General features: G+C 32.7%; 17 protein-coding genes. 11 read left to right on the forward strand and 6 right to left on the reverse strand.

Translation table 11 applies throughout. The features are described from left to right. Positions 1-166 precede the first annotated feature (166 nt). The 11 genes from hisG (at position 167) to hisIE (ending at position 9,054) form a co-directional block, all read left to right on the forward strand. A complete protein-coding gene (hisG, locus tag ETU08_RS05805; RefSeq protein WP_146262082.1) occupies positions 167-1,024 on the forward strand; it encodes an ATP phosphoribosyltransferase in 858 nt (285 codons plus the stop codon). 31 nt (positions 1,025-1,055) lie between these two features. Further along, positions 1,056-2,330 (forward strand): histidinol dehydrogenase, encoded by a 1,275-nt coding sequence (gene hisD / locus ETU08_RS05810; RefSeq protein ID WP_146262083.1) that lies wholly within the window; start codon positions 1,056-1,058, stop codon positions 2,328-2,330. A 28-nt stretch (positions 2,331-2,358) separates the two neighbouring features. After that, a complete protein-coding gene (gene hisC / locus ETU08_RS05815) occupies positions 2,359-3,390 on the forward strand; it encodes a histidinol-phosphate transaminase (RefSeq protein WP_146262084.1) in 1,032 nt (343 codons plus the stop codon). Continuing rightward, on the forward strand, positions 3,390-4,484 hold the full coding sequence (hisB, locus tag ETU08_RS05820) for a bifunctional histidinol-phosphatase/imidazoleglycerol-phosphate dehydratase HisB (protein WP_146262085.1): 1,095 nt from the start codon (positions 3,390-3,392) through the stop codon (positions 4,482-4,484). The genes hisC and hisB overlap by 1 nt, the downstream gene beginning before the upstream one ends. Positions 4,485-4,496: 12 nt before the next feature. Next, on the forward strand, positions 4,497-5,201 hold the full coding sequence (locus ETU08_RS05825) for a hypothetical protein (protein ID WP_221410415.1): 705 nt from the start codon (positions 4,497-4,499) through the stop codon (positions 5,199-5,201). Positions 5,202-5,231: 30 nt separating this feature from the next. Continuing rightward, positions 5,232-5,810: an imidazole glycerol phosphate synthase subunit HisH gene (gene hisH, locus ETU08_RS05830; RefSeq protein ID WP_185145287.1), complete on the forward strand. Its 579-nt coding sequence runs from the start codon at positions 5,232-5,234 to the stop codon at positions 5,808-5,810. 19 nt (positions 5,811-5,829) lie between these two features. Beyond that, a complete protein-coding gene (locus tag ETU08_RS05835) occupies positions 5,830-6,474 on the forward strand; it encodes a PD-(D/E)XK nuclease family protein (protein ID WP_146262087.1) in 645 nt (214 codons plus the stop codon). Between the two features lie 36 nt (positions 6,475-6,510). Beyond that, positions 6,511-7,221: a 1-(5-phosphoribosyl)-5-[(5-phosphoribosylamino)methylideneamino]imidazole-4-carboxamide isomerase gene (hisA, locus tag ETU08_RS05840; protein ID WP_146262088.1), complete on the forward strand. Its 711-nt coding sequence runs from the start codon at positions 6,511-6,513 to the stop codon at positions 7,219-7,221. An 11-nt stretch (positions 7,222-7,232) separates the two neighbouring features. After that, complete coding sequence (hisF, locus tag ETU08_RS05845) at positions 7,233-7,985, forward strand: imidazole glycerol phosphate synthase subunit HisF (protein WP_146262089.1); 753 nt, start codon at positions 7,233-7,235, stop codon at positions 7,983-7,985. A gap of 86 nt (positions 7,986-8,071) precedes the next feature. Next, positions 8,072-8,443, forward strand: a complete 372-nt coding sequence (locus ETU08_RS05850; RefSeq protein WP_146262090.1) for an MmcQ/YjbR family DNA-binding protein — start codon at positions 8,072-8,074, stop codon at positions 8,441-8,443. Positions 8,444-8,463: 20 nt separating this feature from the next. Then, entirely contained in the window at positions 8,464-9,054 is a 591-nt protein-coding gene (hisIE, locus tag ETU08_RS05855; protein WP_146262091.1) for a bifunctional phosphoribosyl-AMP cyclohydrolase/phosphoribosyl-ATP diphosphatase HisIE, read from the forward strand. A 57-nt stretch (positions 9,055-9,111) separates the two neighbouring features. On the opposite strand, the gene citG is transcribed toward hisIE, so the two are convergent. Genes citG through ETU08_RS05885 form a run of 6 tightly spaced genes read right to left on the reverse strand, consistent with a single transcriptional unit; the run spans position 9,112 to position 15,785 of the window. Further along, entirely contained in the window at positions 9,112-10,515 is a 1,404-nt protein-coding gene (gene citG / locus ETU08_RS05860) for a triphosphoribosyl-dephospho-CoA synthase CitG (RefSeq protein WP_146262092.1), read from the reverse strand. A gap of 12 nt (positions 10,516-10,527) precedes the next feature. After that, positions 10,528-12,039 (reverse strand): citrate lyase subunit alpha, encoded by a 1,512-nt coding sequence (citF, locus tag ETU08_RS05865; RefSeq protein WP_146262093.1) that lies wholly within the window; start codon positions 12,037-12,039, stop codon positions 10,528-10,530. A gap of 16 nt (positions 12,040-12,055) precedes the next feature. After that, entirely contained in the window at positions 12,056-12,946 is an 891-nt protein-coding gene (gene citE / locus ETU08_RS05870) for a citrate (pro-3S)-lyase subunit beta (RefSeq protein WP_146262094.1), read from the reverse strand. Continuing rightward, complete coding sequence (citD, locus tag ETU08_RS05875; RefSeq protein ID WP_146262095.1) at positions 12,928-13,215, reverse strand: citrate lyase acyl carrier protein; 288 nt, start codon at positions 13,213-13,215, stop codon at positions 12,928-12,930. The genes citE and citD overlap by 19 nt, the downstream gene beginning before the upstream one ends. 10 nt (positions 13,216-13,225) lie before the next feature. Then, entirely contained in the window at positions 13,226-14,269 is a 1,044-nt protein-coding gene (citC, locus tag ETU08_RS05880) for a [citrate (pro-3S)-lyase] ligase (protein WP_221410540.1), read from the reverse strand. A 37-nt stretch (positions 14,270-14,306) separates the two neighbouring features. Beyond that, positions 14,307-15,785 carry an anion permease gene (locus ETU08_RS05885; RefSeq protein ID WP_146262096.1) on the reverse strand — a complete coding sequence of 493 codons (1,479 nt, stop codon included), beginning with the start codon at positions 15,783-15,785 and terminating at the stop codon, positions 14,307-14,309. Positions 15,786-15,787 lie beyond the last annotated feature (2 nt).

A 15,787-nucleotide genomic window follows, 5' to 3' on the forward strand; every position in this document is an offset into this window, starting at 1 on the left:
AATAATAAATGAATTTTACACACACACATCATCATCACTTTAACTACTTGCAAACAGGTGAGCTAGTGGATTGATTTTGTGTACGTACGATCTATCATATAAACCGCCTGAGTAATCTGGCGGTTTTTTTGTTAGTATTATCTCAGGATTAAGAATAAAAAAACAAATGGATAAATTAAAAATTGCAATTCAAAAAAGTGGAAGATTAAGTGAAAAATCATTGGAACTACTAAGAGAATGCGGTATCAAAATTTCAAAAGGAAGTCAAACATTAAAAACCAACTCTTCTAACTTTCCCATAGAAGTGTTATTTTTAAGAGATGATGATATCCCTCAATATATAGAACAAAATGTAGCTGATATAGGCATTTTAGGAGAGAATGAGGTGTGGGAAAAAAACAGAAAAGTAGAGACTATACGAAAACTTGGTTTTGGAAACTGCCGATTGTCATTAGCCATACCTAAGGATGAAAATTATACGGGTATTTCTTATTTCAATAACAAGAAAGTTGCTACTAGTTATCCTAAAATTTTAAGTGAATTTTGCGCTGAAAATAATTTATACGTAGAAATTGAAGAGATTAGTGGTAGTGTAGAAATTGCCCCTAGCATAGGCTTGGCTCATGGTATTTTTGATATAGTTAGTACGGGTAGTACTTTATTAATGAATGGGCTAAAAGAAGTTGAAACGGTAACTAAAAGCGAGGCTATACTTATTAAATCTGAAAATTTATCTCATGAAAAACAAAAAATCTTAGAAAAACTTTTATTTAGAATTCAGGCAGTTATTTATTCACGTGAAAATAAATATATATTATTAAATGCTCCTAACACCGCTATCTCTGCGATTATTGAAGTTTTACCAGGAATGAAAAGTCCTACGGTTCTTCCTTTGGCTAAAGAAGGCTGGAGCAGTATACATTCGGTGATAAAAGAAGACGAATTCTGGGATATTATAGACCGACTAAAAAATCTTGGAGCTGAAAGCATCCTTGTGGTTCCTATTGAAAAAATGATTCTTTAGCTTATTATGCTTAAATTTATAAAATAAGAATATGAAAACAATAAAATACCCCGCTAAATCTGATTGGCAAGATTTAATCCTAAGACCGGAAAGAGAAAAAGAATCCTTACTAGATACCGTAAAAAGTGTTTTTAACGACATTAAAATCTCTGGAGATTCTGCCTTAAAATTATACACGGAAAAATTTGACAATGTAAATCTTACACAATTAAAAGTTTCTAAAGAGGAAATTGATGATTCTACTAATAAAATATCTATGGCTTTACAAGAAGCCATTGTTCGTGCAAAAAATAATATTGAAAAATTTCATTCCTCACAAAAAGAACATCCTAAACTTATTGATATTGAACCCGGTGTAATATGTTGGCGTGAATCTAGACCGATTGAAAAAGTAGGCTTATACATACCCGGAGGAACAGCTCCCCTTTTCTCTACCGTGTTAATGCTAGGCATCCCTGCAAAACTAGCCGGATGCAAAGAAATTATATTATGTACCCCCCCAGACAGTGAGGGGGATATACACCCAGCTATTCTTTTCGCTGCCAAAACTGTTGGAATTACAGAGATCTATAAAGTGGGAGGAATACAGGCAATTGCAGCATTAAGTTTGGGGACAGAATCTATCCCTGCGGTTTACAAAATCTTTGGACCAGGAAATCAATACGTTACTGCGGCCAAAAAATATGCCCAAGAATTCAATATAAGCATTGATTTACCTGCAGGACCTAGTGAGGTTCTCATTATTGCAGATGAACAAGCTAATCCATCTTTTGTAGCTGCGGATCTACTATCACAAGCGGAACATGGAACTGATAGTCAGGTTATTTTCCTTACCACGGACGAAGCAATACTTGAGAAAACTTTAAAAGAAATTGAAAATCAACTTAAACAACTTCCCAGAAAAGAAATTGCGGCTAAAGCTTTAGACCATAGCACTGCAATTTTATTTAATTCTATAGATGAATGTATTCAATTTAGTAACCAATACGCTCCTGAACATTTAATTTTAGCTATAAAAGATTTCGTAAATTATGTAAATAAAATAGAAAATGCAGGTTCCGTATTTTTAGGAAATTATAGTTGTGAAAGTGCCGGTGACTATGCTAGTGGTACCAATCATACTTTACCTACAAACGGTTATGCACGAAATTATAGCGGAGTTTCTCTTGATAGTTTTGTAAAAAAAATCACTTTTCAAGAACTTACCCAAGAGGGAATTCAAAACCTTGGGCCTACCATTGAACTAATGGCTGAAGCAGAAGAACTCTTAGGTCACAAAAATGCAGTTTCTTTACGATTAAAATAAATTATTAGTTAAATTAATTATAATAAAAATGAATATTGATATAAAAAAACTAGCTCGAACTAATATTTTAAACATGCAACCTTATTCTAGCGCTAGAGATGAATCCGGAGGAATACAAGGGGTATTTTTAGATGCTAACGAAAATCCATTTGGAGAAAACAATCGCTACCCGGATCCTTACCAACAAAAATTGAAACAAAAAATAAGCGAAATAAAAAAAATAGAACCTAATCAAATTTTTATAGGAAATGGAAGTGATGAGATTATTGATCATATTTATCGCGTTTTCTGCCGTCCAGGAAAAGATAAAGTACTATTTTTTAATCCAACCTTTGGAATGTACCAAGTAGCGGCAGAATTAAACGAAGTTGAAATTATTGATATTCCTTTAACCCCTGACTTTCAGATCAATCTTGAAGAAGCAAAAAAATATTTTTCTGATGAAAACTTAAAAGTTGTGGTTATATGTACCCCCAATAATCCAACCGGAAACCATATAAACTCTAAGGATATTGATTTTATTCTCGAAAACTTCAAAGGTATTGTTGCCATTGATGAGGCTTATCTTGAATTCTCCACTCAAAAATCTTACTTGAATCAAATAAACAATTACCCCAACCTTATTGTTTTCCAAACCCTAAGTAAAGCATGGGGTATTGCAGGAGTACGTATAGGAATGGCTTACGCAAATCCAGAAATTATACAACTTTTAAACAAAGTAAAGCATCCTTATAACATTAGTGTATTAAATCAAAAAGCAGCCTTAGAAGTCCTCCATAATCAAGAAGAATTTGAAAAAAGAGTAAAAATGATTCTTTCAGAAAAAGAAAAGATGAAAGAAGAATTTAAAAATATTCCTATAATTACCAAAGTATATCCCTCAGACACCAATTTTTTTCTAGTTGAATTTACGGATGCTAATAAAGTTTTTCAGGAATTATTAGAACAAAAAATTATTGTACGAAATCAATCCTCAAAAATTAAGAATAGCCTTAGAATTACAGTAGGTTCTCCCGAAGAAAATGAAAAGTTAATTCAAGCCCTAAAAAATATTTCCTAATGAAAAAAGTATTATTTATTGACCGAGACGGTACTTTGGTCATTGAACCTCCGGTAGACTATCAACTAGACAGCTTGGAAAAATTAGAATTTTACCCGGGAGTTTTTCAAAATCTCGCGAAAATTGCTCGGGAAATGGATTATGCATTGGTAATGGTAACCAATCAAGATGGATTAGGCACCGATTCTTTTCCGGAACATACTTTTTGGCCGGCACATAATAAAATCATACAAGCTTTTGAAAATGAAGGAATTAAGTTTTCAGAAATTCTCATCGACAAAAGCTTTGAACATGAAAATCTTCCTACTCGGAAACCAGGAATTGGAATGCTTACCCACTATATAAAAGGAAACTACGATTTAAATAATTCCTATGTAATCGGAGATCGATTAACCGATGTTCAATTGGCGAAAAATTTAGGTTCTAAATCTATTTATATGGGAGATGAAAAAAAAAACGAAGCTACTTTTAGTACTAAAAATTGGGCGGAAATTTATCAATACCTGAAAAAAGAACCCCGAAAAGCTAAAGTAGTTAGAAATACCAATGAAACTAAAATTTCGGTTGAAATTAATTTAGATGGTTCCGGAAAAAGTAAAATCCATACCGGTTTAGGTTTCTACGACCATATGCTGGAACAAATAGCCAAGCATGGAAATATGGATTTATTTATTGAGGTGGATGGAGATTTAAACGTAGATGAACATCATACCATAGAAGATACCGGAATTGCTTTAGGAGAAGCTGTTTTACAAGCTTTAGGTAGTAAAAAGGGGATTGAACGCTATGGATTCCTTTTACCCATGGATGATTGCTTAGCACAGGTAGGAATTGATTTTGGTGGACGACCTTGGATGGTTTGGGATGCAGAGTTTAAACGTGAAAAAATTGGAGAGCTGCCTACCGAAATGTTTTATCATTTCTTTAAATCTTTTAGCGATAACGCCAAATGCAACTTAAATATAAAAGCAGAAGGAGAAAACGAGCACCATAAAATTGAAGCTATTTTTAAAGCCTTTGCCAAAGCTATAAAGATGGCAGTAAAGCAAACCGATGCTAATTTTGCTATTCCTAGTACCAAAGGAAGCCTTTAATAACTAAATTCAATGATGAAACAAGAAGATATAAAAGAAAAAGTAGATCTTTATTTAAAAAATAGAGAGCACAAAAAGAGATATGCTTCTTTTGATTACTGTTTTAATTATTTCAAAACTAGCGATATAAACAAGGATTTAGAAAAAAGCTGTTTAGTTTTGGCTACTTACTTAGCTAGTTGGGGGATGTTTCGTGGCTCAAGTTTTTTATTACAAGAAAAAAGCTTAGCTCATTTTATTCCAACCATTCAATATATAAACAAGTTAAAAAATGATAGACCAGAAATATGGGATATTGATGTACACAATTACAATGATCAGAATATTAATACCATATTAGATATTTATAAAGAAATACAAGAAAGATTTACAGAAAACCATACTCATTTAACTCTTGTAACAAAAATTTTATTAGGTGTATTTGGCTTTATTCCTGCGTTTGATAGAAATTTCCGTTCTACTTTTAGCCGTTTTTTTATAGATGATAAAAATTGTGGTTTTACAAAGGTTGATAAAAATTCATTAAAATATATTAAAATATTTTATGAAGAGAATAAGGAACAAATTGATGATTTATCCAATAAAATCTACACAATTGATTTTTTTGATGGTAAAAGTACACAAACACATTATCCCAAGTCTAAAATAATAGATATGTATGGGTTTCAAAAAGGAATAGAAATAGAATTACAAAAGAAAAATAAATTTCAACCTTAAACCTTATATCTTCTCACTTAAATCTAAATTATGTTAGCCATTATAAAATACAATGCAGGAAATATAAAATCAGTACAAAATGCCTTATCCCGATTGGGGGTAGAATCTTTGGTTACAGATGATAAAGAAACCATTCTACAAGCAGACAAAGTTATTTTCCCCGGAGTGGGCGAAGCCGAAACCGCTATGAACTACCTAAGAGAAAGAAATATGGACGTTTTTCTTAAGTCACTTACCCAACCTTTTTTAGGCATTTGTTTAGGGCAACAACTCATGTGCAAACATTCCGAAGAAGGGAATACCGATTGCCTGCATATTTTTGATGCAGAGGTGAAAAAATTTCCCCCTAAAGAATTGGTTCCTCATATGGGATGGAATAATATTTATGACCTGCAAGGAAATTTATTCCAAAATATAGAAGAGAATAGCGATGTTTATTTTATACACAGCTACTACGTAGAGTTATGTAAGGAGACTTCTGCCACCTGCAATTATATTCTTCCCTATAGTGCTGCTTTGCAAAAAGATAATTTTTATGCCACCCAGTTTCACCCGGAAAAATCAGCGGATATCGGAGAACAGATTTTAAAAAATTTTATTGAATTATAATTATATAACTTTTAAAAAAATGATTAATAAAGAAGATCAATCTAAAGAAATAACCCCAACCACTTTACCTTCTTTCTTTAAAGATTGGAATTGGGAAGATAGAAAAGAAAAAAAATCAAAATCTAATAAATGTGAAGAAGTTATAGATTTCTTTATTTCCTGGACTTTACGTTGTGCAGAAGAAAAATACAAAGATATATCTCCTTCCGTAAATGATTATGCTAAGAAAGTTTTATCTAAACTTCTTTTCGATGATGAAAACCATTTAAAAGACAAAGTTGTTACATCTGTAGATGTGTGGAGACAATGGAAATATATTGATCTAATTACAAAAATAAAAATAAATGACGAATGGTATCTTTTAGCTTTTGAAAATAAAATGTATTCTCCTGTTGATTTAGATCAACTTAAATCAATGTACGATAAGGTAAAAAAATATCATGATGAAAAAGATTTCCCAAATGCAAATAGAAAATATGTCTTATTAAGACCTGATTATTGTTTTATAGAAGATGACACTAAAGTTTTAGCTAAATTGAAAGAGATAATTGTTGAAACTGAATATAAAAAATTTATTTATACAAATATTGAAGAAATTAGAGATAAAATTGGTATTTCCAAAACAGACAACGCTCTGTTTGACGAATTTTGGTTTAATTGGTAATTACAACCTATACACCCACAAAAAAAAATATAATCAATGAGAATTATACCCGCCATAGATATTATAAACGGAAAATGTGTACGTCTAACCAAAGGCGATTATTCTACCGAAAAAATTTACCGAGAAGACCCTTTGGATGCTGCCAAAGAATTTGAAGATGCTGGAATTAATTATTTGCACTTGGTAGATTTAGACGGAGCAAAATCCAGTAGAATCATCAATTATGATACTCTATATAAAATAGCTACAGAAACCAACCTTAAAATAGATTTTGGAGGAGGATTAAAAAGTGATGAAGATTTACGAATTGCTTTTGAAAATGGAGCAAGCCAAATAACCGGAGGAAGCATTGCCGTGAAAAATCCGGATATTTTCCAATCTTGGATTGAAAAATATGGAGCCGATAGAATTATTTTGGGGGCCGATTGTAAAGATAGAAAAATAGCTACCCAAGGTTGGTTAGAATCTTCCTCTTTAGAAGTAGTAGATTTCATACAAGAATACCAGAAAAAAGGAATTACTTATGTTATCTGTACCGATATTTCTAAAGACGGAATGCTAGAAGGAACTTCGAATGAACTTTACCATGAAATTTTGGAAAAAACTCAGGTAAAATTAATTGCCAGCGGTGGAGTTTCTAGTGTGGAGGATTTATATAGATTAAAAGAAATGGGTTGTGAAGGAGCCATTATTGGAAAAGCCTTTTATGAAGGAAGAATAAGTTTAGAAGAACTTTCTAATTTTTAAAATTATATATTTTGTTAAAAAAAAGAATTATTCCTTGTTTAGACATAAAAAACGGACGTACGGTAAAAGGGGTGAATTTTGTTAGCCTTATGGATGCCGGAGATCCGGTAGAACTAGCAAAAGCTTATGCAAAACAAGGAGCAGATGAACTCGTGTTTTTAGACATTACCGCAACTATAGAAAACCGTTCTACTCTTATACATTTAGTAGAAAGGATTGCCCATGAAGTAAACATTCCATTTACCGTAGGAGGAGGTATTAATTCCGTAGAGGATGTAGCAGCCCTAGTAAAAGCAGGAGCAGATAAAATTAGTATTAACTCTTCCGCCGTACGCAGACCAGAATTAATCTCGGAAATTGCTGGTCAATTTGGAAGCCAATGCGTAGTTGTAGCTATTGATACGAAAAATGAGGAGAATGGTTGGATGGTTTATACCCACGGGGGACGTACCCCTACTCCTATTTTTACTTTAGATTGGGCAAAACAAGCTGAACAATTAGGTGCCGGAGAATTATTGCTTACATCCATGAATAATGATGGAACGAAAAATGGTTTTGCCTTGGATATTACCGGAGAAGTTGCTAACTTAGTTAATATTCCGGTTATTGCTTCCGGAGGAGCAGGAACCAAAGAGCATTTTTCTGATATTTTTCTAAAAACTAAAACATCTGCTGCTTTAGCTGCCAGTATTTTTCATTTTAATGAAATACCTATACCTGAACTTAAAAATTATTTATCAGAACAAAATATTCCTATGCGATGAAAATAGATTTCAATATTTTTCACATAATAATCACTTAATCGTATAGATATAAAAAAAATTTATATCCCCGAATTTATATTAAAAAAATGAATATCGAAGATTTTAGAGATTATTGTTTATCTATAAAGGGAGCTACCGAAAGTTTTCCTTTCGATGAAAATACTCTTGTTTTTAAAGTAATGGGTAAAATGTTTGCTTACGGATCTATTTCCCCAAAAGATGGTAAATTAAGTTTTAGTATGAAATGTGATCCTGATAAAAGCATAGATTTGAGAGAAAAATATATAGGAATAACCAAAGGAAAGCACACAACCTCAAATTTATGGAATGCTGTCTACTTAGAAAGTGATGTACCTAACCTTCTCATCAAAGAACTTGTACAACATTCGGTGGATGAGATTATAAAAAAACTACCAAAAGTAAAACAAACTGAATACAACAATTTAAATAATGAATAACTTTCAATATAATTTATCTAATGAAAATAGATTTTAATAAAAATAACGATGGACTAGTTCCTGTAATTATACAAGATTATTTAACCTTACAAGTTCTTATGTTGGGGTACATGAATGAAGAAGCTTTTGAAAAAACAAAAAAAGAAGAAAAAGTAACTTTCTTTAGCAGAAGTAAAAATCGTTTATGGACCAAGGGTGAAACTTCTAATCATTATCTCTGGGTGAAGGACATTCAAATCGACTGCGATCGAGACACTATACTAATTTTAGCTTCTCCCGAAGGACCTACCTGCCACACGGGGAGTTATTCCTGTTTTGGTAAAAAAAAATCTCTAGGTTTTATTTATGAGTTGCAACAAATTATCAACCAACGAATTGATGAGAAGGTTAAGGATTCTTATACCTATAAACTTTTTGAAAGGGGAATGAACAAAGTTGCACAAAAAGTTGGAGAAGAAGCGGTGGAAGTTGTCATTGAAGCGAAAGATAACAACGAAAATCTTTTTAAAAATGAGGCTGCGGACTTGCTTTATCATTATTTAATATTACTAAAAGCAAAAGGTTACCGTTTAGAAGATATAGAAGAAGTTTTAATGGAAAGAAATCGATAATACTAAAAGCAGATAATTTTATTATCTGCTTTTTTTAAAAAATTAGATTCTATATATTTATTTCAAAAAATTATTTTCTAATTCAAAAAAGAACCATGTAAGGGCCAATAAATCGGCACTTCCACCTGGACTTAAATTTTTTTCAATGCATAGCTTATCAAAAATTTTCATTTGCTTTTCTAAAAAATTAAAGTCTTCGTAAATCAACATATCTTGCAATAAGTTTTGTGCATAATTTTTCATCCATTCCAAAGCTTCTAAACCTCCTCTATGGACTACGTTGGTATCGTTATTCACAGAAATCAGTTTTAGAAGTGCTAACAACAATCTATGTTCTTTATTTAATCTTGGATATCTATACAATACCGGTAAAGAATTCATACGTACAGTTTTAAACCCTTCGGCAGCTTCTCCTCTTGCTCCTGTTAAATGATATTTTTTAAATAATTGTATACCAATGGATTCTTCTCTGTCTTCCATACCATAAAATTCTTCAAGAATTCCTGCCGTTGCATTTATTACAAATTCACCGATTGAATCAGAATTTATTTTTCGTTGATTCTTGTATAAATATCCTACGGCAGTAGCAACCAATCCTAAAGAAAATATAGTTCCTTTATGGGTATTAATATTAGAGGTAGCAGAAAACATAGCTTTTTCTGCTTGCAAACCTAAACTTCTTATATTTTTAAATACGAGTTCTGGACTTTCATGACTATTATGAATCCCCATTAGCGTAAAACTTGCAAAAAAAGGCTTGATAGCTTCTGCACTTTTTAAAAAGGTCTGCTGATTCATATCTCGATGGGATCCAGAATTTTCCGCATCTACCAAACCGGGTTTAGGAGTTAAATTAATTTCTTCAAACATAGATTGGTAAGCCATTTCTGATACTTTCTGTGAAAGAAAATCTTCAATCACTAATTGTTGTATTCGCTTATAGATCTCATCTATTGAATGAAGGCGTTTTCTTGCACATATTTTTGCCTTTTGTTCACACAATAAACACTTTCGTAATTCTGCTTGTTGGGTCTGTTTTCTTGAGATTATATTTCCCTGTTTATCTAAAACATCTAAATCCCACAATCTAGCTAGGGGCAGGCTTTCCTCTAATTTTATCATCCTTAGCTTTAATTCCATAGGATCTTCATCCAAAGATATCAATGCATATAAGCCAGTATCTTCATCTTTTATTAAGCGCTCGTGTATGGTTATTTTTTCTTCTAACAAGTAGGAATCTACTGTTTCTAATGCTCTAAAAAAAAGATATTCTTGCAATAAATTTTTTTTCACCCCTCCGGGAGATATTAAACTTATGGATAATAAAGAACAAGAATATTTTTTCAAACATTCTTGTTGTAAAAATTGTTTTTTTTCTCTGGAATTTAGTACTTCCATTAAAGAAGGTTCTTGTCCTACTAAACTATTGGGCGATATAAATTCGGAAAATAAAAATTCCATCTATCTTATTAATTATCCATGGTGTTTTACTTGGTACACTACATCAATCACTCTTCCATCTCTATACCTGACAACCGCTACGGGTTTATCTGTAAACTCAATAGGTTTTGGTATTCCTGTAAGCTCTAAAGCTCTGTTTTTAAGTTCTTCAATAGATACTAAAGAAACTCCAGCATCTTCCAAACGTCTTTTCAAATTAGGTCTTTCAGGATTTACAGCTATTCCATGATCGGTGACTAAAACATCTATATTTTCACCAGGCGTAACGCAAGTAAGTACTTGATCTACTACTGTCGGTAAACGTCCTCTTACTAATGGGGCTACGATGATCGCCAATTGTGCGGATGCTGCTGTATCACTATGTCCACCAGAAGCTCCCCGAATTACTCCGTCTGATCCGGTTAATACATTTACATTAAAATTCACATCAATTTCTAACGCACTTAGTACAACTACATCTAACCTTTCCACAGAGGCTCCTTTAGAACTATAATTGGCATATTGATTAGCACTAATTTCTAAATGATTAGGATTAACTTTTAATGATTGTGCGGCATCCTTATCAAAACTCTGAACATCTAACAGTTTTTTTATTAAACCTGCTTCATGAAGTTTAACCATACTGGAAGTAATTCCGCCTAAAGCAAAACCTGCTTTTATATTTTTGCTTCTCATTTTATTTTCTAAAAAACGAGTCACTGCCAATGCTGCTCCACCGGAACCGGTCTGTAGTGAAAAACCGTCTTTAAAAAATCCTGATTTAGCAATTACTTCTGAAGCTCTTCTTGCAATTAACAACTCACGTGGATTGCTAGTCATTCTTGTAGCATCTGCACCAATTTTATTAGGATCTCCTACTTGATCAACTTTTACAATGTAATCAACTTCATCTTGAGCAATACTTGCGGGAGTAAAAGGATATTCTTCAAATTTTTCTGTAAGTAGAATTACTTTATCTGCATTCGCTGCATCTACTTTTGCGTACCCTAGGGAACCGCAAAATCCAACCCCTGAAGCATTCCCATATTCGTCACAAACCGGTACACCTAAAAATGCCACGTCAATTTTTATTTCACCTGTTTTTACTAAATGTACTCTTCCTCCATGGGAATGTATATTCACAGGCTCATTCATAATTCCTGCTGAAATTTCTTCAGCCAACTCTCCCCTGATTCCAGAAGTATATATTTTTGTTATCACTCCATCTTTGATATATTGTACCAACGGAGAATTACAACTATTTAAAGAACTGGCTGCTAAAGTTAAATTTTTAAATCCTTTATTAGCAATTACTTCCATTACCATGTTAATAACATAGTCACCATTTCTAAACGCATGATGAAAAGAAATTGTCATTCCATCTTTTAATCCACACTTGTCAATGGCTTGTTCTATTGATTTACAGATTTTTCTATCGTTAGCAATGGTTTCAAGTAAGTCTAGTTTGCATATTTTTTTATATTCACCGGCATGGATCGCTTCTTTAGATTCCAAATAGGTTGATATTCTTTCTTTTTGATTCATCTTAATACGGGTTTTATTATTCTCTAATTCCAGATAATTCAGCTTTTTGTAAAACCAATTTAGCTCTTTCAATAATTGGGTTATCCACCATTTTTCCATTTAGAGATACTACCCCGGAACCTTTCTTTAAGGCTTCCTCTGCTGCTTCAATTACTTGCTTAGCAAAGTCTACCTCTTTCTGGGTAGGAGCGTATAAATTATGTATCAACTCAATTTGTCTAGGATTTACTAAAGATTTTCCATCAAAGCCCAATTGTTTAATTAAAGTTGCTTCTCTTAAAAATCCTTCTTCGTTGTTTGCATCTGAGAATACGGTATCAAAAGCCATGATTCCTGCAGCTCTTGCCGCATGAAGTATAGAACTTCTTGCAAATAAAAGTTCAATACCGTCTGGAGATCGTTCTGTTTTAATGTCTCTTACATAATCCTCTGCTCCTAATGCTATCCCTATTAAACGTTTGGTTGAGAATGCTATCTCTTTTGCATTAAGTATTCCTAAAGCAGATTCCACGGCTGCTAGCATTTTTGTTCTTCCTACTTCAATGCCAAAATACTTTTCTGCGGATTCTATTTCCTGTTCCATATCAAGAACATCTTGCGCCGAGTCTGTTTTGGGCAATCGAACAACATTTACTCCTGCACTTACTACTGCTTTCACATCCTCTTTTCCATACTCAGAGGTTAGAGAATTCACCCTTACAATTTTTTCAATCTCTCTATAAAAGGGGTGTTTTAATGCTTGCACCACTAACATACGTGCTCCATCCTTTTCTTTTAGTGCTACTGAATCCTCTAAATCAAACATAATTGAATCTGGCTTGTAAATAAAAGAATTACTTATCATAGCTGCGTTTGCGCCAGGTACAAACAGCATGCTTCTGCGTAATTTTATTGAATTTTCTCCCATAATGTTTGATCTTTGGTTGAACGTATTAGTGCAGTTATTAGGCGAGCTCTTAAAACGCAGTCCAAGGCTCCCTTATCGTCTATCAATATTTTAATTTTATCAATGTTTAGCTTTGAAAGAATTTCTTTTACGGTTTTCAAAATTTCATCTCCAAATTGTGCTTCTACCGTACTGTTAATCACTATATCAAGCTCATCAGAGGGGGATACTCTAATCATTATATCACTGGATTCTAATGTACCGGCAACAGCTTTTTGTACTATTTCCATAATTTTACACTCATTTATTTTTTACATTTTTATTTTTCTCAAGAAATTCATAAGTTGTTGGTGGAACATACAGTTTCAGCTCTTCCATTTTATCCGCTAAATACAACTCTCTTACTTTAGATGCTGAAATGGGCTGACTGTTGACTGTTTTTCTTTCAATAATTGTAGTTTTAATTGGGGGATAGGCTAAAGGTGCTTCTTCTAGCCAATAATTCATCTCGCTATTATATTTGTTAGTAATTGGAGATGTCGGCTCTGTTCCTACAAATCGATGGGTTATATTTAAAGACGGTGCTATATAATGCCTAAAGATTCTTAGGTCTAATTCTGCATAATTTTCATCTGCTATTTTTTCATCTTTTAAAAAATAGGTAGGAAAGGTTACTCTGGAAATTATGTATCTTGATCCTTCGTGTAGAGTTACATTTTTTAGATGTGATATTCCTTTATTCACCAATTCAAAACGATCTTCCCATGAAAAGTAGGAAGCATCTTCTTTGACAACAAATACATGCAGCCAATCGCAAAGTGATGCTGCACTCTCAACTAAAAATTGATGTCCTAAAGTAAAAGGGTTAGCATTTAATACTACACTTCCTATTTTTGTTGCATTTATACGACTGTTTATTTTTTGAAGATCTTTGCAATAATTAGTTAATCTGGTTTTACTGTTTTCCATTAAAATAACTTTGGAGGCTATCTCTATGGGAAAAAATCCACAATTCCTAAATATTTTTTCGTTTTCGGGTTTTGTATAGATAAATAAATCTTTAAAGCCTAGATCAAAACATAAATACGTAAGTTCTGTAAATAGTTTGAGGACTAAACCTTCTCCTCTATAATTGGGATGTATAGCTGTACATTTAATTATACCGCCTTCTGCTATACCTGCGCTAGCTACAATTTCTCCACCTATGGAAATTGTTAGATATTTAATTACATCTTTTCCTAGCTTTAAATCGTTATTGTTTAAAAATTTTTCAATCTCAGCGATAAGTTTATCCTGACCTGCATCTACTTCTCTTACTTTGTAAATAGTATCTATATCCATCATAACCTTAAAAATTTATTTAGTAAATTCCGTTTAAAGCTTAGTTTAAAACTCCTAGCTCTATTAGGAATTTCCACCATAAGATTCCTATTGTACAATGAACGATAAGTGTACCATAACCTATAACTCCACCTATTTTCCACCATGATTTTGTATCGTTATATCCGCAAGCCATAACTATGGGTGCAGCTGCTCCTCCATAGTGACTGGTTGTTCCTCCGTAGGAATTGGAAAATAGTAATCCTATAGCTAACAATTCATAAGGTACTTTCATTGCTACTCCTAACAATCCGAATACCGTAACCATAGCTGCTACATAAGCACCCCCGGATGCGAATAGATATCTAATAACTATACTGATTGTTAAAATAATTACAATACCTACCATACCTCCTCCTAATTGCATGGTTGGTGTTATTCCAGATAGTTGTGTGGCTAAAGCTTCTCCTAACCATTTAAAAAAGTTTACTTGGCTTAACACTCCAGACATTCCTATGATACCTCCATACCATATTAAAGTACTCCAACCTCCTTTACTTTTTAATACTTCATCCCAATTGATTACATTGGTAATTAGTAGAATAGACATTGCAGCTATGGCAACTGCAGAGGAATCAATTCCTAACATACTTCCGAATACCCATCCTAATAATGCCAATATAAAAACTATCGTTAATATTTTTTCTTTAACGGTCATTGGACCTAATTCTCTAAGTCCTTCTTCAGAGATTTTTTTATTATCTACTTTTTTTAATTCTGGTGGACACAATAGATAAATAACTATAGGAGTTAGAAACAAACAAATGATTCCTGGTACGGATGAAAATAACAGCCATTGAATCCATGTTAAATTAAACGCCGGATTCACTTGATGTAATAAACTTAAGGCTAATGCATTGGGTGCCATACCTGTTAAGAATAAATAACTTGTTGTTTTAGTTACCATATATACGTTTAGTAGTAGATATCGTCCTGCTTTTTTGGGTGATTTTTCTGGATCTGATCCTAAAGCCAAGGCTATACTATTAAATATAGGAGTAACTACTCCACCAGCCCTTGCTGTATTGGATGGCATTGCCGGGGATAATAGAAGTTCTAAAAATACATTTACATATCCTAGCTTTAATGTACTATTTCCAATCAACTTGATTAATAAATAGGCTATTCGTTTGCCTAGCCCTGTAACTACAAATGAAACACTTAAAGAAAAAGCAGAAAAAACCAACCAAGTAGTGGTGGAAGCATACCCCCCTAAAACTTTTTTCATTTCTATCACTTGTTCTTCCTTTGGAATATAGAACTTATTATAAACACCTATAATTAAAGCTGATATAGCTAAGGCTGATAATAGTATTACAGGTTCTTTATAAGGTTTCATGATCAACCCTAATATTGCTGCTAAATATACTCCAAAGAGTTTCCATGCCAACGGATTCAATCCTTCTGGATTGGGGGTCATACAAGTGATTACTATAACCAAGGCTAAGAGTCCTAATTTATAAATTTTAGATTTATCCATAT

The sequence above is a fragment of the Apibacter muscae genome (assembly GCF_007845635.1).
In the GTDB taxonomy this organism is placed as follows: Bacteria; Bacteroidota; Bacteroidia; order Flavobacteriales; family Weeksellaceae; genus Apibacter; species Apibacter muscae.